A 23600-nucleotide genomic window follows, 5' to 3' on the forward strand; every position below is an offset into this window, starting at 1 on the left:
GACCCTGGCGGCACGAGCGGCCCCGTACCGGCGCGTGCGCATCGACCTCGCGTACGACGGTTCGGGGTTCCACGGCTTCGCGGCACAGGACGGACACCGCACCGTCGAAGGCGAGTTGGCCGCCGCGCTCGAGCGGCTCGCCGGGCCGGTCTCGATCACCGTGGCGGGGCGCACCGACGCGGGTGTGCACGCTCGGGCGCAGACCGTGCACGTCGACGTCCCCACCGACGCCCGCCTGCTCGGCGACGTGGAACGCGCCCGGCGGGCCCTCGATCGGATGCTGGGTCCGGAGATCACGATCTGGCGCGTGCGCGTGGTCCCCGCCACCTTCGACGCGCGCTTCTCGGCGACCGAGCGGCGCTACCGGTACTGGTTGTGCGACGGCCCCGCCCTGGACCCGCTCGACCGGATCGCCGTCTGGCACGTCGGCCCCCCGGCGCTCGACGTGGCGGCCATGAACGCGGGAGGCCGGCATCTGATCGGCGAGCACGACTTCGCCTCGTTCTGCCGCCGCCGCGGGGACCAACACCTCGTCCGCCGGGTCGACGCGCTGCGGGTCCGGCGGCGTCCTCGCGGCCTGGTGGAGCTGCATGTCGCCGGGCCGGCGTTCTGCCATCAAATGGTGCGCTCGATCGCCGGGTGCCTGCTGCGCGTCGGGCGCGGCGCGCGCGGGGCCGATTGGGTCGCCGAGGCACTGGCCGCCCGGGACCGCCAGGTCGTCGGCCAGGTCGCCCCCCCACACGGGCTCGTGCTCGAGGGGGTCTCCTATGGTGGCCGCCGGACCTCACCAGGGTGAAGTTGACCGCCGTCGCGCGGGCGCGTACTGTAGTGGGTCGGTGCGGCGCGGTGCCGTCGTCGTGCGCGCAATCGCAGCGCCGACCCGGGCCGGTCCGGGCTGCGCGCCGTCGGGCCGGGTGACCGCACCGCCGGCTGCGCGGAGGCTCGGCCCGCCGAGTGGTCGATACCACCACCCGCCGTTCGCCGGCACGAGCAGTCCAGTCCGATCCGTCCAACACGAGCATTCGAGCCTTCACGATGCGCACGTACTCGCCCCGCCCCACCGACATCGAGCGCGCCTGGTACGTCGTCGACGCGGACGGCGAGGTGCTAGGTCGTCTCGCGTCGCGGCTCGCCCACGTCCTGCGCGGCAAGCACAAGCCGATCTACGCGCCCCACGCCGATGTCGGCGACTTCGTCATCGTCGTCAACGCCGATCGGGTCGAGCTGACCGGCCACAAGGCCGAGCAGTCGATGCGGCACCGCCACACGGGCTACCCGGGCGGCTTGGTGTCGCTGCCGTTCGGGCGTGTCCTCGAAACCAAGCCCGAGGACCTGCTGCGCGGTGCCGTCAAGGGCATGCTGCCGCGCACGACCCCGGGTCGCGCGCAACTGAAGCGCTTGAAGGTGTACGCGGCACCCGATCACCCCCACGAGGCGCAGCAGCCGCAGCCGCTGCCCGAGCACCTCTAGTCGACGCGCGGCAGCTGTCGCCGAAAGGAACGTGAGATGGCGGACAAGATCTTCACCGGCCGCCGCAAGAGCGCGGTCGCGCGCGTGCGCCTGCGCCCCGGCACCGGCCGGTTCGAGATCAACGGGCGCTCGCTCGAGGAGTACTTCCCCGTCGAGGCGCACCAGGGCACCGTGCGTGAGCCGTTCCAGGTCACCGAGGCCGAGGAGCGGTTCGATGTCGTCGCGAACATTCGCGGTGGCGGCACGGCGGGTCAGGCCGGGGCACTGCGGTTGGGGATCGCCCGGGCCCTCGAGGGCGAGGATCCGGATTGGCGGCCCAGCCTCAAGCAGGCGGGGCTGTTGACGCGCGACGCCCGCGAGGTCGAGCGCAAGAAGTACGGCCTCAAGAAGGCCCGCAAGGCTCCGCAGTACTCGAAGCGCTAGCCGACGGTCAGTGCCCGTGGGCAAGCTCTTCGGTACCGACGGGATCCGCGGCGTCGCGAACACCGAGCTGACGCCGGAGCTCGCGCTCGCGCTGGGCCGCGCCTTGGTGGGCACGCTGCGGGAACGTGGGATCGACCGGCCGCGTGTGCTCATCGGCCTCGACCCGCGGGCCAGCGGCGACATGATCCAGGCGGCGTTGGCCAGCGGCCTCGCCTCCGCCGGGGGCGACGTCACCGAGCTCGGGGTGGTGCCCACCCCCGGGGTCGCGTATCTCACGCTCGAGACGAGGGCCGACGCCGGGGCCGTGATCAGCGCCAGCCACAACCCCGTCGGTGACAACGGCATCAAGTTCTTCGGCGCGGACGGCTACAAGCTGAACGACGCGCAGGAGCGGCGGGTGGAGGAGCTGCTCGAGGGCGAGCGCGTGGACCGCCCGACCGGTGTCGACCTCGGCCGCGTGGAACGTCCGGTGGACGTGCTCGCGCCCTACCGCGACCATCTGGTCGCCGCGTCCGCGGGCGTGCGCGCCGACGGACTCGAGGTCGTCGTGGACTGCGCGAACGGGGCCGCGAGCGACCTCGCGCCCCAGGTGCTGGCTGCGTTGGGCGCGAACGTCGAGGCCATCCACGCCGAACCGAACGGTCGCAACATCAACGCGGGCTGCGGCTCGACGCATCCCGAGCCGCTGCGGGAGGCCGTCCGCCGGCGGGGCGCCGACCTGGGACTCGCCCACGACGGCGACGCCGACCGCTTGATCGCGGTCGACGAGGCCGGGAGGGTCGTCGACGGCGACCAACTGCTCGCGATCTTCGCGACCCGGCTGCGGGCGGAGCGCGGCCTGGACACGGTCGTGACCACGGTCATGACCAACCTCGGTTTCAAGCTCGCGATGCAGCGGGAGGGCATCGCGGTCGAGGAGACCAAGGTCGGCGATCGGTTCGTGCTCGAGGCGATGCGCCGAGGCGGTCACCTGCTGGGCGGGGAGCCGTCCGGCCACCTCATCTTCGCCGATCAGGCCACCACGGGGGACGGCATCCTCTCGGCCGTGCGGCTGCTCACGACCATGACGGAGACCGGCTGCAAGCTCTCGGAGCTCGCCACGGTGATGGAGCAGCTGCCGCAGGTGCTCGTCAACGTCCGCGGTGTCGACCGCGACCGCCTCGGTGCCGCCGAGGGGGTCTGGGGCGCGGTTCGCGACGAGGAGGCCGCGCTGGACGGGCGTGGCCGCGTGCTCGTCCGCGCCTCGGGGACCGAGCCCCTCGTGCGCGTGATGGTCGAGGCGGACAGCGAGACCAGCGCCCGTGACGCGGCCGACCGTGTCGCCGAGCGGGTCGTGGCCGAACTCGGCGGGGAGCCCGACGGCTAGGCCCGCTGGTCGCTCGGCGGTGGGCAGCGCCCGTCCGTGCCCGCTGGTCGCTCGGCGGTGGGCAGCGCCCGTCGGTGCCCGCTGGTCGCTCGGCGGTGGGCAGCGCCCGTCGGTGCCCGCTGGTCGCTCGGCGGTGGGCAGCGCCCGTCGGTGCCCGCTGGTCGCTCGGCGGTGGGCAGGCGGCCGTCTTGGCCCGACGGCCCGGCACGGCCGCGCGTGTCGCGTCCGGATCGCACGGTCTCAGGGCGCGCGGGGTCAGGCGGTGGACGCCTGCTCCACCCAGCCGGAGTTGGCGCACAGCACCGGACATGGCGCGCTCAACAGGACCCGCTGCGCTTCGCTGCCCATGAGCGCCTTGCCCACTCGGGACCGCTTGGTGAGGCCGATCACGATGAAGTCGGCTGCGCGCTGCTCTGCGGTGCGGACCAAGTCGCTGCCCGGGGAGACGGCCACCATGCCGACCTGGATCGGCGCCGAGAACCCCTCCCGCTCGAGCTCATCGGCGATCGGTTGGAGGTGGCGCTGGACCCCGTCGAGGCGTTGCCGCTGGTTCTCCTCGGTGTCGACCCGGACCGCGGACACCAGATGCAGCGTTGCCGGGGGCTCGACGACCCAGCGCGCGAGCGCGAGCAGCGGGCGGGGATCGCGGTCGGGTTTGCACCCGATCAGCGCAGTTGACGGTTGCATGCCTTCTCCGTTCGGGGCCGACACGGACGCTCCGGCCGCGAGATCCTATAGGAGATTGGTGAGCCTGTAACCGGGGTCCGTGCCGCCCCCGTGCCGATCAGCTCGTGGTCCCGGCCGCGGGGCGCGGGGCCCCGGCCGCGTCGCTCGCGCCGAGGTCGATGCGCAGGAGCCAGCGCCCGAGCAACATGCAGAGCCCGGCCAGCAGGCCCCATCCGCCGGCAGTGAGCCAGGCGGCCTGATAGGAGAACGTGTCGACCAGGAGACCGAAGGTGAGCGGCCCGGCGACGCCTCCCAGCATGCCGCCGGGCATGAGCAGGCCGGTGGCGCTGGCCGGAGTCGCCTGGTTGAGCCGCACGATCGCCAGCCAGAACACGCCGTTGAAGCCCCACGCGAACGGGAACGCGAGCGCGGCGCCGACGAGGACCGCGGCGGGCGTGCCCACCGCGATGAGCACGTAGCCGACCGATCCGGCGAGCAGCATCAGCCCGACCGCGTGCAGGTGGCGGCCGCCGCGTTGGTCCGCCCGCGCGCCGGCGATCAGCCGCGCCCCGATCGACAGCGCGCTGCCGAAGGTGAGCAGCAGGCCGGCCGCCGCCTCGGCGAAGCCGAAAACGGTGGCGCTCTCGACGATGTAGGTCGTGAGCGAACCGGCCGCCCCCATGCCGAAGAACAACCCGAGGGCGAGGAGTACCAGCGGGCGGCGGCCGTAGACGCGGTTGCTCGCGCCGCTGGACGTGCCGTACCGCTCCGTACGGTTGGCGGGGACCACGGCCGCGACCGCGAGCGCCAGGACCGCGGCCAGCACGAACGCCCAGCGCCATCCGATGGTCAGCGCGAGGAGCGGGACCGCGAGGCCAGCGACGAGGGAGCCGGCCGGCAGCGCCGACTGCTTGACCCCGAACGCGATTCCCTGTCGTCCGGCCCGGACGGTGCGGACGAGCGTGAGGTTCGCCGCGGTCTGCCCGAGCACGTTGGAGGCGCCCGAGAGCGCGAGGAACGCGACGAGCACGAGCCAGTCGTGTGCGAACGCGGCGATGCCCAGACCCGAGGCCGCCGCCATGCCCGCCGCGATGCGCAGGGCAGGAACGGGGCCGAGCCGATCGGCGAGGCGTCCCAGCGGCACGGACGAGGCGGCGCCCGCGACGCGGAACACCGCGACGGCGCCACCGAGCGCGACGATCGAGAAGCCGAGTTCGGCACGCATCTGCACGGCGAGCGCGCCCGTGAGCCAGAGCGGCAGCGTGCACACGATCGTGATCGCGAGCGACAGCGCGATGAGCGCCGGGTCGAAGCCGACGCCCTCGCCGTCCCTCGTCCTCACACCCAGCTGGAACCGTCCGAGCCGCATTTCGATCTCCTCAGGGGAGGGTGGGAGCGAGCCCTCCGTCGACGAGGATGCTCTGCCCCGTCACGTAGGCCGACGCGGGGCTGGCCAGGTGGGCGACCATGGCACCGAGCTCGTGCGGCTCGCCCATCCGTCCCATCGGGATGCCGGCGACCGTGCGCGCGCGGATGTCCTCGGAGGTGCTGCCCTCCCGCTCGGCCGCGGCGGCGTCGAGCGTCCGTGTGCGCTCGGTCTCGATCCGCCCCGGCGACACCATGTTCACGGTGATGCCCTCGGGGCCCAACTCGGTGGCGAGGGACTTCACGAGCCCGGCGAGGCCGGGCCGCATCGCGTTGGAGCTCGTCAGCCCCGGGATCGGGCGCCGCACGCTCGACGAGCCGATCACGATCACCCGGCCACCGCCCACGGCACGGAACCGCGGCAGGGCGTGGCGGATGGACCGCACCGCGCTCATGAACGTGAGCTCGAAGGCCCGTTCCCACGCAGCGTCGTCGAGGTCGTCGAAGTTCCCCGCCGGGGGGCCGCCCGCGTTCGCGACGAGCACGTCCAGCCGCCCGAGCGCGTCGTCGACCCGAGCGAACAGCTGCGAGAGCGCGTCGGGGTCCGCGACGTCCGCGGTCACCGGCAGCGCCTCGATGCCGGCCTCCTCGAGTTGCCTCGCGGCGGCGCCGAGCGCGTCGCTGTCCCGTCCGCAGAGCGCGACGGTGTGGCCGCTGCGGCCCAGCGCCTCCGCGCTCGCGTAGCCGAGGCCCTTGCTGCCCGCCATCACGAGGGCGGTGGGGGTGGTCGTGGTTGCCATGGTTCTCCTCACGTCCGACGGATCGGGGCCGGGCGAGCGCTCGTGGGAGCCGCCCACAAAATAGTACGGGCCCCATAGCTTTTCCGCTAGCCTTCCGGATGCGGTCGGGGGGCCCGTCCGCATCCCGGCAGGAAAGGACCCAGCATGAGGATCCCACCCGCGCCCGTCGATGGTCCGGACGCCGATGCGGAGGCGGTGGCGCGCATCCGCGAGTTGCGCACGGGACGGATCTCGACGCTGTACCGGACGTTGCTGCACGCCGGGAACGTGGCGGCGGCCTGGTGCGGTCTCGGCACCGCCATCCGGTGGGAGACCTCCCTCGACGAGCGCACCCGCGAGCTCGTGACCTGTCTCGTCGCGGCCCTGTTCGACGCGGACTACGAATGGGCCAACCATGCCCCGTTGGCGGAGCGAGCGGGGGTGGCGCCGGAGCAGCTCGCCGCCCTGCCGCAGTGGCGTGATGCCGGGTTCGATGCCGGGGACGAGGCGGTGCTCGCGTTCGCGGAGGCGGTGGCCACAGGGACCGTCGACGACGCCGTGTTCGACAGAGCCAGCGCGACGCTCGACCGACGCGTCCTCGTGGAGGTCGCCGCCACAGCGGCCTACTACGTCGCCGTCGGCCGGTTCCTCGACGCGTTCGAGGTGGGGGCCGCCGACGCCTGAGGCTCAGCGTCCGTGCCCCCGGGCGGGCCGAGCGCCTCCAGCGCGCGCAGCACGCCCGCGTGATCGTCACCCCCGTGACCCCGTGCGGCCGCGGCGTCGAAGAGTTGGGCGACCAGGCCGGTGAGCGGCACGGGCCGCGTGTGCTCCCGCGCGATCTCCAGCGCGATCCCCAGGTCCTTGCGGTGCAGGTCGACCCGTGCCCCGGGGGCGAACTCCCGGGCGTGCATGCGCGCGCCCTTCGCATCGAGGACGGCGCTCCCGGCGAGCCCGCCGGCGAGCGCCTCGAGGGCGGGAGTCACCTCGGCGCCGGCGGCCTCGAGCAGCAGCACGGCCTCCGCCACCAGGGCGAGCGTCCCGCCCACCAGCAACTGATTCGCGGCCTTGACCGTCTGTCCGGTCCCGACCGGGCCGACGTGGCGCACGGTGGCCCCGTTGACCTCGAGCATCGGGCGAACGGCGGTCACCGCGGCCGGGTCGCCCCCCGCCATCATCGTGAGCGTCCCGTCGATCGCCCCCTGTTCGCCGCCGCTCACCGGCGCGTCCACCCACGCCACGTCGCGCGCCGACGCGGTCTCCGCGAGCACGCGGGTGGTCTCGGGGTCGATGGTGCTGTGGTCGACGATGACCCCACCGGCAGGCGCGCCGGCCAGCAGCCCGTCCGAGTCGAGCGCCACCGCCCGCACCGCGTCCGGATCGGCCACGCACAGGGCGGTGTGGGTTGCGCCGGCGGCGACCTCCCGTGGGTCGTCGGCGGTGCGCGCTCCCTCGGCCGCCAGCGTCCGCGCCGGCTCGGGGGAGCGGTTGTGCACGATGACGTCGTGGCCGGCCCGCAGCAGGTTGCGGACCATCGGGCGACCCATCACCCCGAGGCCGACGAATCCGTAGGTCGTCACGGTTCCTCCTGCTCGTCGTGCGGCACGCCCGACACGGCGGGCGCGAGGCCGCGCTGACGCAGCCACGCGAGGCCCTCCTCGGTGGTCGTGCTCGGACGGTACTCGAGTCCGATCCGCCCCTCGTACCCGGCCCGGGTCAACTCGGGCAGCACCCGCTCGAACGCGATCTCGCCCGTTCCGGGCTCTCCGCGGCCGGGCGCGTCGGCGACCTGCACGTGACCGATCCGGTCGGCGTGCCGTCGGATGGTGGTGATGAGATCGCCCTCGCCGCGCTGGACGTGGTAGAGGTCGCACAGCCAGGCGAGCCGGGCGCCCGTGGCCGCCGCCACGCGGTCGAGAACCGTGCACACGTCGGTCGCGGTGCGCAGGGGATAGTGGGGATTGTCGGTGGGGTTGAGCGACTCGACCACGACCCTCGCCCCGATCCGCTCGGCCGCACGCGCGGCGAGCGTGAGCCGCTCGGTCGCGATCTCGTCCTGCGCGGCGGGATCGACGCCGAGTACACGGTTGCCGTACAGCGCGTGCAGCACCCGGCAGCCGAGGCGCTCGGCCAGCTCCACGGCGACCGGGAGGTTCGCGCGGAACCGGCTCTCCTCCCCTGGCAGCGAGACCAGGCCGCGCTCGCCGGCGGTGAGGTCACCCCCGTCGAGGTTGAGGGCGGCCAGGCCGACCCCTTCCTCCCGACACCGGGTGACGAACGTGTCCACCGCGCGGTCGCCAGGATCGGGCCGATCGAAGGGCCACCAGACCTCCACCTCGTCGAATCCCGCTTCGGCGGCTGCGCCGACTCGGTGTTCGAACGGGAGCTCGGTGAAGAGGGTGGAGATGTTGGGGTGGGTGGATGGATGGGAGATGCTCGCTCCGTCCGGCAACCGCTGCCATACGGTTCTACAAGATATACTGAGCGCCAGTTTCCGCCGAGACGAGCGGCTCGCTTCCCGGCGTGTCCGGCCGAGAGGGTGGCAGGTAGCCGCGGGGGTACGCATGAGCAGTGACGACGCTCTGGTGAGCGGGCTCCCCGGCCCGCCCACGAGCAAGACGGCTTACGTCCTCGAGCGTCTGCGCGCCGAGATCGCCCGCGGCGAGGTGCAACCGGGCGATCCGCTGCGCCAGTCGGACCTCGCCCATCGGTTCGGGGTGAGTCCCACCCCGGTGCGCGAGGCGCTGCGCCTGCTCGAGGCCGAGGGGTCGGTCAGCTACTCCCCGCACCGTGGGGCCACGGTCAACGAGCTCAGCCATGAGCACCTGGGCGACTTGTACGAGCTGCGGGCGACCGTCGAAGCGCTCGGTGCGCGCCTGGCCGCGGGGCGCATGACCGACGAGCAGCTCGCGCGGGCCCGCGAGCTGCACGAGCGCACGGTGGCCGCGTCGTCGATCGAGGACCGCAAGCAGCTCGGAGCCTGGAACCGCGAGCTGCACCTGCTCATCTGCCGCAGCGGCTCCGACCTCGTGGCGGAGCACTCGGAGTCCCTGTGGCGCATGATCCCCACCCGCCTCACGTTGATGAACGACCCGGCGATCACCGACGAGTTCAACGAGCAGCACGAACAGCTCATCGTCGCCCTCGAGCACGGGGACGGAGACCGAGCGGAGGAGATCATGCGCGAGCACATCATGAGCGCTGCCGCGCACCGCCGTGACATCGTCGAGCGCGGGGCGAGCTGACCCACGCGAGCCTTCCGCGACTCCACCTTCGCCAGCCCTCGTCGCACGGGTCCAGGAGCCTGCATGAGCATCGCGTGGACGGCCACGACCGACGAGATGGCCGCCTGCTTCACGGACGCCCGCGAGGTGCAGGCCTGGCTCGACGTGGAGGCCGCCCTCGCCCGCGCGGAGGCGCGGCTGGGGCTCGTCCCCTCGGAGGCTGCGGAGCAGATCACCGCGCGCGCCCGCGTCGACGAGTACGACCTCGACGCCCTGCGCGCGGAGATCCGTCACGCCGTGCACCCCGTGATGCCGCTCGTGCGGGCGCTGGCCGATCGGTGCGCGGGCGGGGCCGGCGAGTACGTGCACTGGGGCGCGACGACCCAGGACGTCCTCGACACGGGGCTCGTGCTGCGGCTGGCGGAGGCCGAGGAGCTGCTCAGCCGCGACCTCGCCCGGCTGATCGACATCCTCGAGGGACTCGCCCGCGCCCACCGCGGGACGCCGATGGCCGGGCGCACCCACGGCCAGCAGGCCGTGCCGATCACGTTCGGCTACAAGGTCGCCGTCTGGGTGGACGAGCTGCGCCGCCACGCCCGCACCTTGGCGAGCCTGCGGACCGAGACGTTCGTCGTGCAGTTCGGCGGGGCCGCCGGAACGCTCGCGTCGCTCGGACCGGTCGGACTCGAGGTGCGCGCCGCCCTCGCGGACGAGCTCGACCTCGGCGAGGCGCTGATCACGTGGCACACGAGCCGCGACCGCGCCGCCCATCTGGCGTTCGTGGTCGCGATGGTCGCGGGCGCCGTGCAGCGCGCCGCCGCGGAGGTCGTCGCGCTGCAGCGCACCGAGGTCGGCGAGGTCGCCGAGCCCGCCCACGCCGGTAAGGTCGGTTCGAGCACGATGCCGCACAAGCACAACCCCGCGACCTGCGAGGCGATCTGGACGCTCGGCGAGCTCGTCCTGGGCGACGTGCGGACCGGCCTCTCGGGGTTCGGCTCGCTGCACGAGCGCGACAAGGCCGTCTACACCGTCGACGTCGACTACCTGCCGCGCGTCTTCGGTCACACCCACCGCATGCTCGAACTGGCCACCGAGGTGTTCGCCGGACTCACGGTGGACCGCGGACGCATGCGCGCGAACCTCGACGCGAGCCGCGGCGGGGTGTTCAGCGAGCGCGCGATGATGGTGCTCGCCGACCGGATCGGGCGCCAGCGAGCCCACGACCTCGTGTCCGCGGCCGCGCGGAGCGCCACCGACCACGGCGGGCACCTGCGGGACGCCCTGCACGCGCACCCGGAGGTCGCCACGGTGCTGGGCGTCTCGGAGATCGACGGGCTGTTCGATCCCGAGCCCCTGACCGAGGCCGCCGTCGCGATGGTCGATCGGGTCTGTCCGCCGTCGCGGTCCGCCGACGAGCCCGCGACCACTGGTTGACAGCCGTGTCGTGGTTCTGGATAGTTCGGGTGCCCGACTATGAAGGTCCCGAAGATCTGAGGAGCGTGTCGCGATGACCGCAGCGCCGTTGTGGCAGCGCGTCGCGGGTAGCGAGGTGGTGGACCTCGCGCACGCGCTCCGTCGCGGGATCCCGGCGTCACCGAACCACCCGCCGTTCCAGTTCGCGCTGCAGCGCCGTCACGGTGACATGGTCCGCGACGACGGGGGCTCCGCCGCGAACGAGATCATCGTCACCGGGGGGCACGTCGGCACGCACGTCGACGCCCTCGCCCACATCTCGCAGGACGGGAGACTGCACGGCGGGCTCGACGCCGCCGAGGTGACTGGCAACGACGGCTTCACGCGACTGGGCATCGACGAGTTCCCCCCGTTCGCGGGCAGGGGCGTGCTGCTGGACGTCGCGGGGGTTCGTGGCGTCGACGTGCTCCCTGCCGGCGAGGAGGTCACCCCGGCCGACCTCGCCGCGGCGGAGGAGGCGGCCGGTACTGCGGTCGGCGAGGGCGATGCCGTCCTCCTGCGGACCGGCTGGTCCGAGCACATCGCCGCTCCCGAACGGTTCCGGGGCGACCGTGACGGGACCCCGGGACCCGGGGAGGCCGCGGGCTCCTGGCTCGCCGCCCGGGGGGTCTCGGTGGTCGGCGGGGAAACGATCTCCTTCGAGGCCATCCAGCCGTGGACCGGTGTTCGGGCGCTGCCGGTGCACCGCCAACTGCTCGTGGACGCCGGGATCAACATCATCGAGGTCATGGATCTGCGTGGCCTCGCCGGGCGAGGGCTCGGTGCGTTCACGTTCCTGCTCGCGCCGCTGAAGATCGCCGGTGGCACCGGCGCGCCCGCGCGCCCGCTCGCGCTGATCGAGCCCTCGTGAAGCGCCGCGTCCTGCCGTCCACCGACGACCGCGAGGTGTAGACCGATGGTCACCGCCAGACTGTTCATCGATGGGACCTGGGTCGAGGGGGCCGAGCGCGGCACCGTCGAGCACAAGTTCACCGGGGAGCCGCTGGCCGAGCTGCACCATGCGAGCGCCGATCAGGTGGCCGCGGCGGTCGCGGCCCTGGTGCGCGGGCAGGCGACCGCCGGGCTGGGCCCGCGCGAGCGCTTCTCCGTGCTGTCGCGCGCGGCCGAGCTCGTCGGTGCCCGACGCGACGAACTGCGACGCACGATCGTCGACGAGACCGGCTTCGCGCACCGGGACGCCGAGGGGGAGATCAACCGCGCGATCGAGACGCTGCGGCTGTCCGGCGAGGAGGCCGCGCGCCTGACCGGGGAGATGGTCCCGCTCGAGGCAGCGCCCGGCGTCCAGCGGCGGATCGGCTACACGATGCGGGTTCCCGTGGGGGTCGTCGCGGCGATCACGCCGTTCAACTCCCCGCTCAACACCGTGTGCCACAAGGTGGGCCCGGCGCTGGCGGCCGGTAACGCCGTCGCGCTCAAGCCCTCGGCGTACACCCCGCTGACGGCCGAGCTGCTCGTCGAGATCCTGCTGGAGGCCGGCCTGCCCACGTCGTTGATCGCACTGGTGCACGGTCCCGGCAGCCAGGCCGGTCAGGCGCTGCTGATCGACGAGCGGATCGGCTACTACACGTTCACCGGCAGTACCGAGGTCGGCCGTCACATCCGCGCGACCGTGGGCCTGCGCGGCGCGCAGCTGGAGCTCGGCAGCCTGTCGAGCTCGCTCGTGTGCGCCGACGCGGACGTCGACACCACGGTCGCGAAGTGCGCGAACGCCGCGTTCCGCAAAGCCGGCCAGGTGTGCACGAGCGTGCAGCGGCTCTACGTGCACGAGGACGTCGCGGACGCGTTCGAGGCGGGGCTCACCGCGGCCGCGGAGGCACTCACCTGCGGGGACCCGCGCGATCCGGCGACCGAGGTGGGCCCGTTGATCAGTGAGCCCGAGGCGGAGCGGGTCGAGCGGTGGATCGAGCGGGCGGCCGAGCGCGGCGCGCGGGTGCTCACGGGCGGCACCCGTGAGGGACGGGTGGTGCGCCCGACCGTGCTGACCGATGTCGACGCCGCCGCCGAGCTGATGTGCCGCGAGCTGTTCGGGCCCGCCGTCGTCATCCGGCGCTTCGAGGACCTCGACGAGGCGATCGCCGAGGCCAACGACACGCCCTACGGGCTCGCGGCCGGGGTGTTCACGCGTGACCTGCACCGCGCGTTCGAGTGCGTGGGACGGCTGCACATGGGTTCGGTGCACATCAACGAGACCTCGTCCAGCCGTATCGACCTCATGCCCTACGGCGGCGTCAAGGACTCCGGGTCCGGCAAGGAGGGCCCCCGCTACGCGATCCGCGAGATGACCGAGGAGCGGCTCGTCACGATCGCCTACTGAGCCGGGACACCCGGGCGCCACCGCGGGGTGCTAGAGCCGGGGCAGGATCACCTTGAGGGCGAGCACCTCGTCGGCGCCCTCGAAGATCGAGAGGACGCGAGCATCGACGAACAGCCGGCTCACCGGATACTCCTCGGCGTAGCCCATCCCGCCGTGCAGCTGCTGGGCCTCCCGGGTGACCCGCTCCGCGGCGGCGCACGCCATCGACTTCGCGAGGGCGGCATCGACCCCCGGGTCGCCCTCGTCGGCGTTCCCGTGGCGCAGCGCCGCCGCGTCCCCGAGCGCACGCGCTGCCGCGAGGTCGGCGGCCATGCGGGCGACCTTCGCGCGGGTGAGCGGCTGTTCGGCGAGGGGCACGCCGAACACGTGCCGGTCCCGAACGTAGGCTGTGGCCTCGTCGAGGGCGGCCTGCATCACACCGGTCGCTCGTGCGACCGTCTGCAACCGCCCGGTCGCGAACGCCCGCATCTGCAGGTAGAAGCCGCGCCCCTCGCCCTCGTCCCCGCCGACGATGGCGTCGCCGGGCATCCGGAGCCCGTCGATCGCGAGGTCGAAGCTGTGCATCCCCCGGTAGCCGATCGTGGGGATCGCGCGCGCGGTCAGGCGCCCGCCGCGGGCCTGCTCGTGGGTCCACGCACGACCCGGGTAGGGGGGCTTCTCGAGGACGAACAGCGAGAGCCCGCGGTGGCGGTCCCCGGGTGCGCCCGTGCGCGCGAGCAACAGGATCAGGTCGGCCCGACCGGCGAACGTACACCACGTCTTGCGTCCGTCCAGCACCCAGTCCCCGTCCGGGCCGCCCGCGTCGGCCACCCGCCGTGCGCGGGTGGTCAGGTTCGCGACGTCGGAGCCGTGATCGGGTTCGGTCACCGCGATCGCGCACATGGCGTCCCCGCCCGCGATCGCCGGCAGCCACCGCTGCCGCTGCGCCTCGGTGCCGCCCTCGAGCAGCGCCCCGGCGAGCATCTCCGGGCGGGTGATCAGGCTGCCGGCCGCGCCCAGCGAGGCGCGCGACAACTCCTCGGTGACCACCAGCATCCGCTGCAGGGCGTGCCCTCGATCGCCCGTGTCGGGCAGGGAGCCCCCGTAGGCCTCCGGGATGCTCAGGCCGAAGCACCCGAGGTCCGCGAGCTCGCGGATCAGCCACTCGGGAACGTCGGCGTCCTCGCGATGGATCCGCTGGGCCTCCGGCGCGACCCGGTCGCGCGCGTGCTCGCGCACCCCGGCGCGGATCAGCGCGGCGTCCTCGTCCAGCGGGCGCGGCACGCCCTCGGCGAGGGTCCGGGCGCCCACGGCGTCGAGCCGAACGGGGTCGGTGGCGCGCGCCAGCGCATGGTGCACGGCTGCCGGCGGTGGCTCCGGCCCGATGGCCGGCCGACCGGTGAGGTCGGCGGCGGCGAGCCCCGCGGCCACGAGCGCGAGGGTGGCGGGCGTGTCGTCGGTCGCGGCGTCGAGCAGGGCTGCCGCGGCCCGGGCGCGGCCCGCGGCCACGACGAGGTCGTAGCCGGCGACCTGTTCGGCGGCCGGGTCGGCCTCGGCACGCAGCGCCCCGGCGCGTGCAGCGATCGTGGTCCGGCACCAGTCGAGAAGCGTGTCCGCGTCGTGGCGGTCGTCCATGCGCAGGCCCCGGGCTCCTCGCGCCAGCGTCGCGCGGCTGATATGACCTGCCGGTAGCGGTTCCATGGGTTTCGCCTCCGGAGGTGTCAGAAGGGACCCGCACAGGTTCCGAGGGTCGGGCGTTGTCGCGCCTGGTTCTCCTGACACCACCGGGAGGTGGGCTTGATGATGCACATGCATGGTATTCGAGCGCAGCAACTTTCGGCGCGGACGGTCGGCGTGGGGTTGGATCGGCTGGTGGCGGTGCCGGTGGATGTGGGCAAGTCGGCGGCGATGGCGATGGTGGTCGACTTCTCGGGTCGGCGGCTGGCCGCGCCGTTCGAGTTCGCTCTCGACCGGTCGGGGGTGGCGGGGTTCGTCGCTCGGGTCGAGCGGGTTCTGCCGGCGGAGACGGCGTTGGTGCGGGTGGGGGTGGAGGCGTGCGGGCACTACCACCGGCCGCTGGTCGCCTCGAGGGTGCTGCCCGGGCACTGGCAGCTGGTGGAGCACAACCCGGCGTGGGTGTCAGCCCAGCGGCGGGTCAACGGCACGGGTCGGACCAAGACCGACCCGATCGACTTGACCGCGATCGCGGATCTGCTGCTGGCCGGCCGCGGCTACGAGGTGGCCGTCGGTGATGAGCTGCTGGTCGAGCTGAGCGCGTGGGCGGCGCATCGCCGCCGGCGGGTGCAGGCCCGCTCGGCGGTCAAGAACCAGCTGACCGGTCAGCTGGACCGCTGCTTTCCCGGGCTGGGCGCGAGTCTGTCGAGCGTGCTGGGCACCAAGGTCGGCCGCCTTGTCGCGGCCGAGTTCTCAGACCCCGATCGGCTCGCCCGGCTCGGCGTGGCCCGCTTCCGGGCGTTCGCGGCGCGCCGCGACGTGCGCGTGAGCGTGGCGCTGGCCGAGCGCCTCGTGGCCGCGGCCCGCGACGCGCTGCCCACGCCCGACGCGGCGGTGGCCCGTCAGGTCCTGGCCGCCGATCTGGCGCTGCTCGACGGCCTGGACGGCCAACTCGCCGAGGTCGACGCGCGCATCGACGCGCTCGTGCCCGCCACCCGCTACCGCGTGCTGACGTCGGGGCCGGGCTGGGGGGCGGTCCGCGCGGCCGGCTACGCCGCCGGCGTCGGCGACCCGGCACGCTGGCCCTCGCACCGGCAGGTGTACCGCGCCGCCGGGCTGAACCCCGCCCAGTACGAGTCCGCCGGTCGACGGCGTGACAGCGGCATCAGCCGGGAGGGATCGGTGCCGCTGCGCCGGGCGATCCTCGACCTCGGCGTGGGCCTGTGGCACCAAGATCCCGCCGCCCGCCGCTACGCCGCCGGGCTGCGCGAGCGCGGCAAGCCCGGCGCGATCATCGCCACCGCCCTGGCCCGCCGGGCGAACAAGATCGCCTTCGCGATGGTCCGCGACCAGACGCTGTACGACCCCGCCTGCTGGGCCAGCAAGGAGTAGGACACCGGACCCTTCCCATCCGCGGTCGATCGTGCGAGGCTCGCGGACAGGAAGGCCGGATCAGACGTCGTACCGGCTATGGCGGACTCGTTCGCGGGTCACGCCGCTCCTAGCTTGACGCCCGGCCTTCCACCCGTCTCAGAGCCCGAACGAAGCCAGCTGACCCCACCCTCAGTGGAGGTCGCATAGATCAGCGTGGGCCTACGGCCCCGCCGACCTCGCACCCCACCGCCACACAAGCATCCCGCCAGCCCCCGCGCACACCGGGGGCTGCCAAGGATGTCGTACACGATGCTTGACAAGACCTACGGCCAGCTAGGCAGTGGCCCCCACATCCTATAGGATTGGCCGGTGCGGTTGAATGCCGTGTCGCTGGGCGGAACCGACGGAACCTCGAGGGATCCAGGTCATGATCACCACACGTCCGGAGTTGCAGGGCACACACGGCATGGTGTCGTCGACCCACTGGTTGGCGTCGGGGGTCGGCATGGCCGCGCTCGAGGCGGGTGGCAACGCGTTCGACGCCGCCGTGGCCGCGGGGCTCACGCTGCAGGTCGTCGAGCCGCACCTCAATGGTCCTGCCGGCGAGGTGCCCATCATGGTGTACGACGCCGCGATCGACGCCGTCGAGGTCGTCGCGGGGCAGGGCGTCGCGCCGGCGGCCGCGTCGGTCGAGCACTTCCACGACCTCGGCCTCGACCGCGTGCCCGGCACGGGGCCCCTGGCAGCGTGCGTGCCGGGCGCGTTCGACGCGTGGATGCGCCTCGCTCTGGAACGTGGTCGGCTGCCGCTGCGGGACCTGATGAGCCCCGCGATCGAGTACGCGACGCGCGGGTTCCCGATCCTGCCCCGCATCAACGCCGTCCTGGAGGCCGTGGCGCCGAAGTTCCGCGAGGACTGGCCCGAGTCGGCCGCCCTGTGGCTCGCCGACGGCGTGCCCCGAGCGGGCGACTGGTTCGCCAACACCGACCTCGCGGCGACTTACACGCGCATCCTCGAGGAGGCCGAGGCCGCGGGGTCCGGCCGGGAGGCCCAGATCCAGGCCGCGCGGGACGCCTTCTACCGCGGGTTCGTCGCCGAGCGGATCGTCGAGTTCCATCGCTCGACGCCGCGGGTCGACACCTCGGGTGCGGCGCACACCGGCCTGCTGACCGAGCAGGACCTCGCGGCCTACGAGGCGCCGGTCGAGACCCCGCTCTCGGTCGACTACCACGGGTGGACCGTGTACAAGCCGCACGCATGGAGTCAGGCTCCGGTGTTCCTGCAGCAGCTGCGGTTGCTCGAGGGGTTCGACCTCGATCCGACCGCGCCGGACGATCCGGGGTTCGTGCACCTCGTGGTCGAGGCGGCGAAGCTCGCGTTCGCCGACCGTGAGGCCTGGTACGGCGATCCCGCCTTCGTGGACGTCCCGACCGACGACCTGCTCGACCCCGCGTACGCGGACCAGCGGCGCCGGCTCATCGGCGACGACGCCTCGCTCGAGCTGCGACCCGGCGCGCCCGGCGGACGCGAGCCCGTGCTCCCCCCCGAACTGCCACCCACGCAGGGCACCGGCAACGCGCTCGGCATCGGCGAGCCGACCGTCGACAGCGAGGGCGAGAGTCCGGGCGACACCTGCCACGTCGACGTCGTCGACGCGGAGGGGAACATGGTGTCCGCCACCCCGAGCGGAGGGTGGCTGCAGAGCTCACCGGTCGTACCCGGCCTCGGGTTCGCACTGGGCACGCGCGCGCAGATGTTCTGGCTCGACCCGCAGCACCCGAACGCGCTGGAGGGGGGCAAGCGACCGCGCACGACGCTGACGGCGGGCATCGCGCGACGCGACGGGCGGGCGCGCCTCGCGTTCGGCACGCCCGGGGGCGACCGGCAGGACCAGTGGGGCCTCGTGTTCTTCCTGCGCCACCTGCACCACGGGATGAACCTGCAGGAGGCGATCGACGCGCCCACGTTCCACTCGGACCACTTCCCGAGTTCGTTCTTCCCCCGTGACGCCTCCCCCGGGGCGCTGAGCCTCGAGGACCGGTTCCCCAAGGAGACCGTCGCGGAGCTCGAGCGCCGAGGGCACCTCGTCACCCGTGAGGATCCCTGGTCGCTCGGGCGCCTCAGCGCGGTCTCCGCCGCCGGGGACCCGGCGCCGCTCAAGGCGGGGGCGAATCCGCGGGGCCAGCAGGGCTACGCGGCCGGCCGGTGAGTCCGACGGCCGTCGCACCCTGACGCTTCACCCGCGACCCTCGGAGGTCCTGCATGGTCCGTGACGACGCGCCGCGCCCCCACCGGTTGGGATTGCTCGAGGGTGACGGCATCGGCCCCGAGATCGTCCCGGCGGCGGCCGACGTCCTCGACGCGGCCATGGCCGCGGTCGGCGGCCCGGGGATCGAGTGGGTGCGTTTGCCGGTCGGCCGGGCGGCGATCGACACGCACGGCACGTCGCTGCCCGCGGAGACGGTGGAGGCGCTCGAGGCGCTCGAGGGGTGGCTACTCGGCCCGCACGACAGTGCCGCGTACCCCGAGCCCCACCGCTCGCAGCTGAACCCGAGCGGCGCGCTGCGCAAGCACTTCGACCTCTTCGCCAACATCCGTCCGGCGAAGTCGCTGGAGGGCGCCGACGCGGTCGTCGAGGGAGCGGACCTTGTCATCGCCCGGGAGAACACCGAGGGCTTCTACGCCGACCGGAACACCCACGCGGGGACCGGCGAGTTCATGCCCACGCCGGACGTCGCGATGGCCATGGGCATCATCACCCGCCCCGCGGTCGAGCGGATCGCGCGGCAGGCCTTCGAGCTCGCCCGCGAGCGTCGCGGGCACGTCACGGTCGTGCACAAGGCGAACGTCCTGCGCCTGACCACGGGCATGTTCCACGACATCTGCCGTGAGGTCGCCGAGGACTACCCGGACGTCGTCGTCGACGACTTCCACATCGACGCGATGGCCGCGCACCTCGTCCGACGAGCCGCCGACTTCGACGTGATCGTTGCCGAGAACATGTTCGGCGACATCCTGTCCGACCTCGCGGGCGAGCTCGTCGGGTCACTCGGCCTCGCGCCCTCGATCAACGTCTCGACCCGTCACGGGATGGCGCAGGCCGCCCACGGGTCCGCGCCCGACATCGCGGGCCGCGACATCGCCAACCCCATCGCGATGCTCCTCTCCGGTGCGATGCTGTTGCAGTGGCTCGGCGCTCGGCACGGGACGACACGTCTCGGCGAGGCGGCCACGCGGATCGATGCGGCGGTGGCCTCCACGGTGCGTGCGGGGACCCGCACGGCCGACATGGGCGGGCAGGCGGGCACGCGGGCGTTCGCCGGCGCCGTCGCCGACGCCGTCCGGTAGCCGCGCTAGATGATCTGCGCGCGGGTCGCGGGGTCGGGGGCGACGGTGACCCGGCCCGTCGTGCCGTCGACCGAGACCTCCTCACCGGGCGCCACCGCGTCGAGGAGGCCGGTGACGCCGACGACGGCGGGGATCCCGAGGGAACGCGCGAGGATCGCGGCGTGGCTGACCGGCGAGCCCTGCGCGCACGCGATGGCGCGCACGTGCTCGCGGGGGGTCCGCACGGTCTGCGAGGGCGTGAGCTCGTCGGCGACGACCACGCACGCCGCGGTCGGCACACGGGGTTCGACGCCCCCGGCGAGGGCGTCGAGGGCCTGCTCGGCGACGTCGTGGAGGTCCGCGGCCCGGGCCGCGAGGTTCTCGCTGGGGGAGCGCTCGAGCAGCTCGCGGTAGGTACCGAAGGCCGCTCGGACCGCCTGCTCGGCGCTCGCGCCCTCGGCGATGGCGTCGTCGAGGTGGCGGAGCAGCTCGGGATCGCGGGCGAACTCGGCGTGGGCACGGAAGATCTCGCAGTGCGCGACCCCCGTGTCCGCCCCGACCGTGTCGGCGAGCCCTTCGAGATCCGCGGCGACGCGCGGGAGCGCACTGGTGACGCGCTCGCGTTCGCGATCGGGATCGGAGCCGGTGTCCGGCGCCTCGCGGGCCGCTCGCGTCGGGACGACGAAGGCGGGGCCGAACGCCGTCCCGGGGGAGGCGGCGCGGCCGGTCAGTTCGGTGCGCATTCCCAACCCTTGGTCGCTCGGGGTCAGCCTACCCGGGTCGTGTCGGCACCGGCCGAGCGGTGACAGTAGCCTCGTCGCGATGGACATCCGCGACGCGCGACGGGGGGACGTGCCCGCCATCGTCTCGCTGCTCGCCGACGACGAGCTCGGACGGCAGCGCGAGGACCCGAACGATCCGCTGCCGGAGGCGTACTGGGACGCGTACGCGGCCATCGAGGCCGACCCGCACAACCGTCTCGTGGTCGTCGAGGAGGCCGGTGAGGTGGTGGGGACCCTGCAGCTCACGTTCATCCCCCACCTCGCGTTCCGTGGCGGGTGGCGTGCGCAGGTCGAGGCGGTCCGGACCGCGTCCGGCCGGCGCGGGGAAGGGGTTGGGCGCCGCCTGCTCGAGTGGGCCATCGACGAGGCTCGGGCACAAGGCTGCCACCTGATCCAGCTCACGACGAACGCCGCCCGCGACGACGCGCACCGGTTCTACGAGTCGCTGGGCTTCGAGGCGAGCCATGCGGGCATGAAGCGTTACCTGGAGGGCGACGTCCTCGGCCGCCGGCGAGCAGACGAAGTGGACGACGACGCGCCGGACGCGTGACGTCGGCCGGACGGCAGATGGCTCCACACGAATGGACGGTCGCGATCGAGCGGGTCGAGGACGCCGAGGCACGGCTGGTGCTCGACGGGACCGACAGCCGCGCCGCGATCAGCCGCGAGTGAGGGACACCCCGGCCTCCTCGCCGAGCGCGCCGAGGTCGTCGAGGGTGCGGGCCGGCAGCGGCAGGCCGTCTCGTCGGTGCCGTTGCTCGGCCAGGTGCTCGAGCTCCCCGGGGTAGTGGATCGCGTCGGCCCCCTCCGCGAGCGGCGCCGAGCGCAGTTGCGCGACGAGCTGCTCCATCCGCTCGTGGAACTCGTCCACCGGCAGGAACGAGCCGACGTCGAGGGCGAGGAACAGGTGGCCGCAGCGGCTGGGATGCTCGTGCTGGTACGGGCCCGACACCTGCGGCCCGAAACCGCTGCCGGTGAGCACGCCCGCGAGCACGTCCATCATCACCGAGATCGCGTAGCCCTTGTGCCCGGCCATCGGGGCGATGGTGCCCGCGATGGCGGCCACCGGATCGGTCGTCGTCCGCCCGTCGGGGTCGAGGGCCCAACCCTCGGGGATCGGCTCGTCGCGTTGACGGGCGAGGTAGATCTTGCCGCGGGCGACGGCGGTGTTCGCGATGTCGAGGACCAGGGGCTCGTGCGCGCCCGCGGGAGCCGCGATGGACCACGGGTTGTTGCCGACCACCTTCTCGCGGCCGCCCCACGGCGCCATGGCGGGGCTCCCGTTGGTCACCAGCACGCCGATGCAGCCGGCGGGCGGGGCGAGGCGGGTGTAGTACGCGGCCGTGCCGAAGTGGTTCGAGTTGCGCACCCCCACCGCCCCGAGGCCGTGGCGACGCGCGCGGGCGATGGCGGTCGAGGCGGCGCGATATGCCAGCACCTGCCCGACACCGTCGTGACCGTCGAGCACGACGACGGCGCCGGAGTCGGTGACCCACGTCGGATCGGTCACGGGCCGCATCACGCCGCTGCGGAGCCGATCGACGTACCACGGCAGGCGCATCACCCCGTGCGACTGGTGACCCCAGAGGTCGGCGGTGACGAGGCTGTCGGCGACGATCGCCGCGTCCTCCGGCGGGACGTGCCAGGCCTCGAGCGCCGCCGTCGCGAACGAGACGAGCGCGTCGGCATCGGCCCGCTCGTAACGTTGGTCGTTCGCGCCCGTCACGGCGCACGCTCGTCAGTGGTCGGGCTCACGGCGAGCCGTCGCCCTTCTCCCCCGTGCCGGGCTTGCGGGCCGCGAGCAACGCGCTGGTGACGCGGTCGGCGATCTCACGCAGGTCGTCCTCGAAGGCGACGCGATGATCGGTGACCATCAGCCCGGCGAGCAGTTCGCGGGCGGCGGCCTCGAGGAGGCGTTGCGCGTCCTCGAGCGACTTCTCGCCCTCGGTGGTGAGCTGCAACTGCACCGCCCGCCGGTCGTGCGTGTCGGCGGTGCGTTGGAGCAGCCCCTTGCGGACGAGCCCCTCGACGCTCTCGGACACCGCGGGCAACGAGATCGTCGCCAGCTTGCCGAGCGCGGTCAGGGTCGTGTGGCCCTCGGCGACGCGCCCCAGGATCCGGTACTGCCGGAACGTCAGCGGAGGGTCCACCTCGCGCAGCACCGAATTCTCGAGGCGCGTCAGTCGGGGAGCCAACTCGAAGAGCGCCAGCCCCACGCCCTCGTCGGCCTGGCGCTCGGTGTCGTGGGGATCCAACGGCTTCCTCATCGCCGGGGCCTGCCGGGCCCGCCGCGTGCCCGCGGTCTCGTGCCTCCGAACATGAGCCTACGAGCAGCGGCGTCGGCCGTCACGTCGGTTCGCGCCGACCCCCTCGCCCTATAGGATTCATGACCCATGAGCACTCAGCCTCCCTCGGTCGGTCCTGTCACGGTCCTGCTGTTCAGCGACGGCTCGGACGCCGCGGAGATCTACCGCCAGCACCTGCCCGCCGGATGGCGACTCGAGTACCTCACCGACCGCCACGACGAGGGGGAACAACGGGCACGGCTCGCGAACGCCGACATCCTGTTGCACGTCGACGTGCCGCTCACGTCCGCGCACCTCGATGCGGCGCCCGCGCTGCGGCTCATCCACCGTCAGGGTGTCGGGCTCGACGGCCTCGAGCTCGAAGCGGTGCGCAGCCGGGGCATCCCCGTGTGCATCTGCCCGGTCGGGACTCCCGAGGCGGTGGCCGAGCACACGATCATGCTCGCCCTCGCGTGCGGTCGGCACCTGACCGCGCTGTCCGAAGGCGTCCGCGCGAACGGCTGGCCGAAGTGGACCTACCGCCAGCGGTCGCTCGGGCTCATGGGCGCGACCGTCGGGCTCGTCGGGTTCGGGCGCATCGCGCAGGCCGTCGCGCGGCGCCTCTTGCCGTTCGAGGCGCAGATCCTGGTCCACCGGTCGCGACCGCAGCCCCTCGACCCCGAATGGCCCGATGGGCGGGTCCGGCGGTGCGACGACCTCGACGAGCTCTTCGCGGCCAGCGACGTCGTCAGCTTGCACTGCCCCCTGACGCCCGAGACCACCGGGCTCGTGCACGCGGACCGGCTCGCCCGGATGCGTGACGGCTCGGTGCTCGTCAACACCGCCCGCGGCGGGCTCGTCGTCGAGGAGGACCTCGCCCGCGCGCTGGCGGCCGGGCGCCCCGCCGCTGCCGGACTCGACGTCCTGTCCGCCGAGCCGCCCGGCGAGGGCCACCCGCTGGTGGGGCTGCCCAACGCGCTCATCACCCCGCACTGCGCGGCGGGGGTGGCGACCGTCGTGCACCGCAAGGCCGAGGCCGTGTTCGAGAACGCCCAGCGGGCGCTGGCCGGCGAGGAGCTCTGGTACCGCGCGGCGTGACCCG

General features: G+C 73.5%; 23 protein-coding genes. 14 read left to right on the forward strand and 9 right to left on the reverse strand.

The window, feature by feature from the left end:
• The first annotated feature begins 34 nt into the window (after nt 1-34).
• The 4 genes from truA (at nt 35) to glmM (ending at nt 3259) form a co-directional block, all read left to right on the forward strand.
• Entirely contained in the window at nt 35-796 is a 762-nt protein-coding gene (truA, locus tag ER308_RS13500) for a tRNA pseudouridine(38-40) synthase TruA (RefSeq protein WP_205745612.1), read from the forward strand.
• Nucleotides 797-1035: 239 nt separating this feature from the next.
• Nucleotides 1036-1470 (forward strand): 50S ribosomal protein L13, encoded by a 435-nt coding sequence (gene rplM, locus ER308_RS13505; RefSeq protein WP_131155474.1) that lies wholly within the window; start codon nt 1036-1038, stop codon nt 1468-1470.
• Nucleotides 1471-1506: 36 nt separating this feature from the next.
• Nucleotides 1507-1893: a 30S ribosomal protein S9 gene (rpsI, locus tag ER308_RS13510; protein ID WP_131155475.1), complete on the forward strand. Its 387-nt coding sequence runs from the start codon at nt 1507-1509 to the stop codon at nt 1891-1893.
• Between the two features lie 16 nt (nt 1894-1909).
• The gene (gene glmM / locus ER308_RS13515) at nt 1910-3259 is read left to right on the forward strand and encodes a phosphoglucosamine mutase (protein WP_131155476.1); all 1350 of its coding nucleotides are present in this window, start codon (nt 1910-1912) and stop codon (nt 3257-3259) included.
• Between the two features lie 255 nt (nt 3260-3514).
• Here the strand turns inward: glmM and ER308_RS13520 are convergent, their stop codons facing one another.
• The 3 genes from ER308_RS13520 to ER308_RS13530 form a co-directional block, all read right to left on the reverse strand.
• The gene (locus tag ER308_RS13520) at nt 3515-3946 is read right to left on the reverse strand and encodes a universal stress protein (RefSeq protein ID WP_131155477.1); all 432 of its coding nucleotides are present in this window, start codon (nt 3944-3946) and stop codon (nt 3515-3517) included.
• A 97-nt stretch (nt 3947-4043) separates the two neighbouring features.
• A complete protein-coding gene (locus tag ER308_RS13525) occupies nt 4044-5294 on the reverse strand; it encodes an MFS transporter (protein ID WP_131155478.1) in 1251 nt (416 codons plus the stop codon).
• A gap of 10 nt (nt 5295-5304) precedes the next feature.
• The gene (locus ER308_RS13530; RefSeq protein WP_131155479.1) at nt 5305-6090 is read right to left on the reverse strand and encodes an SDR family oxidoreductase; all 786 of its coding nucleotides are present in this window, start codon (nt 6088-6090) and stop codon (nt 5305-5307) included.
• Nucleotides 6091-6234: 144 nt separating this feature from the next.
• Between ER308_RS13530 and ER308_RS13535 the strand changes: the two genes are divergently transcribed.
• On the forward strand, nt 6235-6753 hold the full coding sequence (locus ER308_RS13535; protein ID WP_131155480.1) for a carboxymuconolactone decarboxylase family protein: 519 nt from the start codon (nt 6235-6237) through the stop codon (nt 6751-6753).
• Here the strand turns inward: ER308_RS13535 and ER308_RS13540 are convergent.
• Nucleotides 6696-7646 carry an NAD(P)-dependent oxidoreductase gene (locus tag ER308_RS13540; protein ID WP_205745613.1) on the reverse strand — a complete coding sequence of 317 codons (951 nt, stop codon included), beginning with the start codon at nt 7644-7646 and terminating at the stop codon, nt 6696-6698. The two genes, ER308_RS13535 and ER308_RS13540, sit on opposite strands and share 58 nt — an antisense overlap.
• Entirely contained in the window at nt 7643-8518 is an 876-nt protein-coding gene (locus tag ER308_RS13545) for a hydroxypyruvate isomerase family protein (RefSeq protein ID WP_205745614.1), read from the reverse strand. The genes ER308_RS13540 and ER308_RS13545 overlap by 4 nt, the downstream gene beginning before the upstream one ends.
• 112 nt (nt 8519-8630) lie before the next feature.
• On the opposite strand from ER308_RS13545, the gene ER308_RS13550 reads away from it, so the two are divergent.
• From ER308_RS13550 to ER308_RS13565, 4 genes are all read left to right on the forward strand, one after another.
• Complete coding sequence (locus ER308_RS13550) at nt 8631-9311, forward strand: GntR family transcriptional regulator (RefSeq protein WP_165492076.1); 681 nt, start codon at nt 8631-8633, stop codon at nt 9309-9311.
• Between the two features lie 63 nt (nt 9312-9374).
• Nucleotides 9375-10724 (forward strand): class-II fumarase/aspartase family protein, encoded by a 1350-nt coding sequence (locus ER308_RS13555; RefSeq protein WP_131155483.1) that lies wholly within the window; start codon nt 9375-9377, stop codon nt 10722-10724.
• Nucleotides 10725-10797: 73 nt separating this feature from the next.
• Nucleotides 10798-11613, forward strand: coding sequence for a cyclase family protein (locus ER308_RS13560; protein ID WP_131155484.1), 816 nt, complete (start codon nt 10798-10800; stop codon nt 11611-11613).
• Nucleotides 11614-11658: 45 nt separating this feature from the next.
• Nucleotides 11659-13077 (forward strand): aldehyde dehydrogenase family protein, encoded by a 1419-nt coding sequence (locus tag ER308_RS13565; protein ID WP_131155485.1) that lies wholly within the window; start codon nt 11659-11661, stop codon nt 13075-13077.
• A gap of 30 nt (nt 13078-13107) precedes the next feature.
• Here ER308_RS13565 and ER308_RS13570 read toward each other — a convergent pair whose 3' ends face one another.
• The gene (locus tag ER308_RS13570; RefSeq protein ID WP_165492077.1) at nt 13108-14757 is read right to left on the reverse strand and encodes an acyl-CoA dehydrogenase family protein; all 1650 of its coding nucleotides are present in this window, start codon (nt 14755-14757) and stop codon (nt 13108-13110) included.
• Nucleotides 14758-14856: 99 nt separating this feature from the next.
• Between ER308_RS13570 and ER308_RS13575 the strand changes: the two genes are divergently transcribed.
• The 3 genes from ER308_RS13575 (at nt 14857) to ER308_RS13585 (ending at nt 19452) form a co-directional block, all read left to right on the forward strand.
• Nucleotides 14857-16122: an IS110 family RNA-guided transposase gene (locus ER308_RS13575; protein ID WP_205745615.1), complete on the forward strand. Its 1266-nt coding sequence runs from the start codon at nt 14857-14859 to the stop codon at nt 16120-16122.
• A 409-nt stretch (nt 16123-16531) separates the two neighbouring features.
• Complete coding sequence (locus ER308_RS13580; RefSeq protein WP_131155487.1) at nt 16532-18313, forward strand: gamma-glutamyltransferase family protein; 1782 nt, start codon at nt 16532-16534, stop codon at nt 18311-18313.
• 53 nt (nt 18314-18366) lie between these two features.
• Nucleotides 18367-19452, forward strand: coding sequence for an isocitrate/isopropylmalate dehydrogenase family protein (locus ER308_RS13585; protein ID WP_131155488.1), 1086 nt, complete (start codon nt 18367-18369; stop codon nt 19450-19452).
• A 5-nt stretch (nt 19453-19457) separates the two neighbouring features.
• Here the strand turns inward: ER308_RS13585 and ER308_RS13590 are convergent, their stop codons facing one another.
• Nucleotides 19458-20174: a phosphoenolpyruvate-utilizing N-terminal domain-containing protein gene (locus ER308_RS13590; RefSeq protein WP_165492078.1), complete on the reverse strand. Its 717-nt coding sequence runs from the start codon at nt 20172-20174 to the stop codon at nt 19458-19460.
• 79 nt (nt 20175-20253) lie between these two features.
• Here ER308_RS13590 and ER308_RS13595 point away from each other — a divergent pair, with 79 nt between their 5' ends.
• A complete protein-coding gene (locus ER308_RS13595) occupies nt 20254-20763 on the forward strand; it encodes a GNAT family N-acetyltransferase (RefSeq protein ID WP_131155490.1) in 510 nt (169 codons plus the stop codon).
• Between the two features lie 108 nt (nt 20764-20871).
• Here ER308_RS13595 and ER308_RS13600 read toward each other — a convergent pair whose 3' ends face one another.
• Together ER308_RS13600 and ER308_RS13605 are read right to left on the reverse strand one after the other, a co-directional pair.
• The gene (locus ER308_RS13600) at nt 20872-21939 is read right to left on the reverse strand and encodes an Ldh family oxidoreductase (protein WP_131155491.1); all 1068 of its coding nucleotides are present in this window, start codon (nt 21937-21939) and stop codon (nt 20872-20874) included.
• 25 nt (nt 21940-21964) lie between these two features.
• Nucleotides 21965-22480, reverse strand: a complete 516-nt coding sequence (locus ER308_RS13605; protein WP_131155492.1) for a MarR family winged helix-turn-helix transcriptional regulator — start codon at nt 22478-22480, stop codon at nt 21965-21967.
• A gap of 126 nt (nt 22481-22606) precedes the next feature.
• On the opposite strand from ER308_RS13605, the gene ER308_RS13610 reads away from it, so the two are divergent.
• A complete protein-coding gene (locus ER308_RS13610; RefSeq protein WP_131155493.1) occupies nt 22607-23596 on the forward strand; it encodes an NAD(P)-dependent oxidoreductase in 990 nt (329 codons plus the stop codon).
• The last annotated feature ends 4 nt before the right edge of the window (nt 23597-23600 follow it).

The organism is Egibacter rhizosphaerae, from assembly GCF_004322855.1.
In the GTDB taxonomy this organism is placed as follows: domain Bacteria; phylum Actinomycetota; class Nitriliruptoria; order Euzebyales; family Egibacteraceae; genus Egibacter; species Egibacter rhizosphaerae.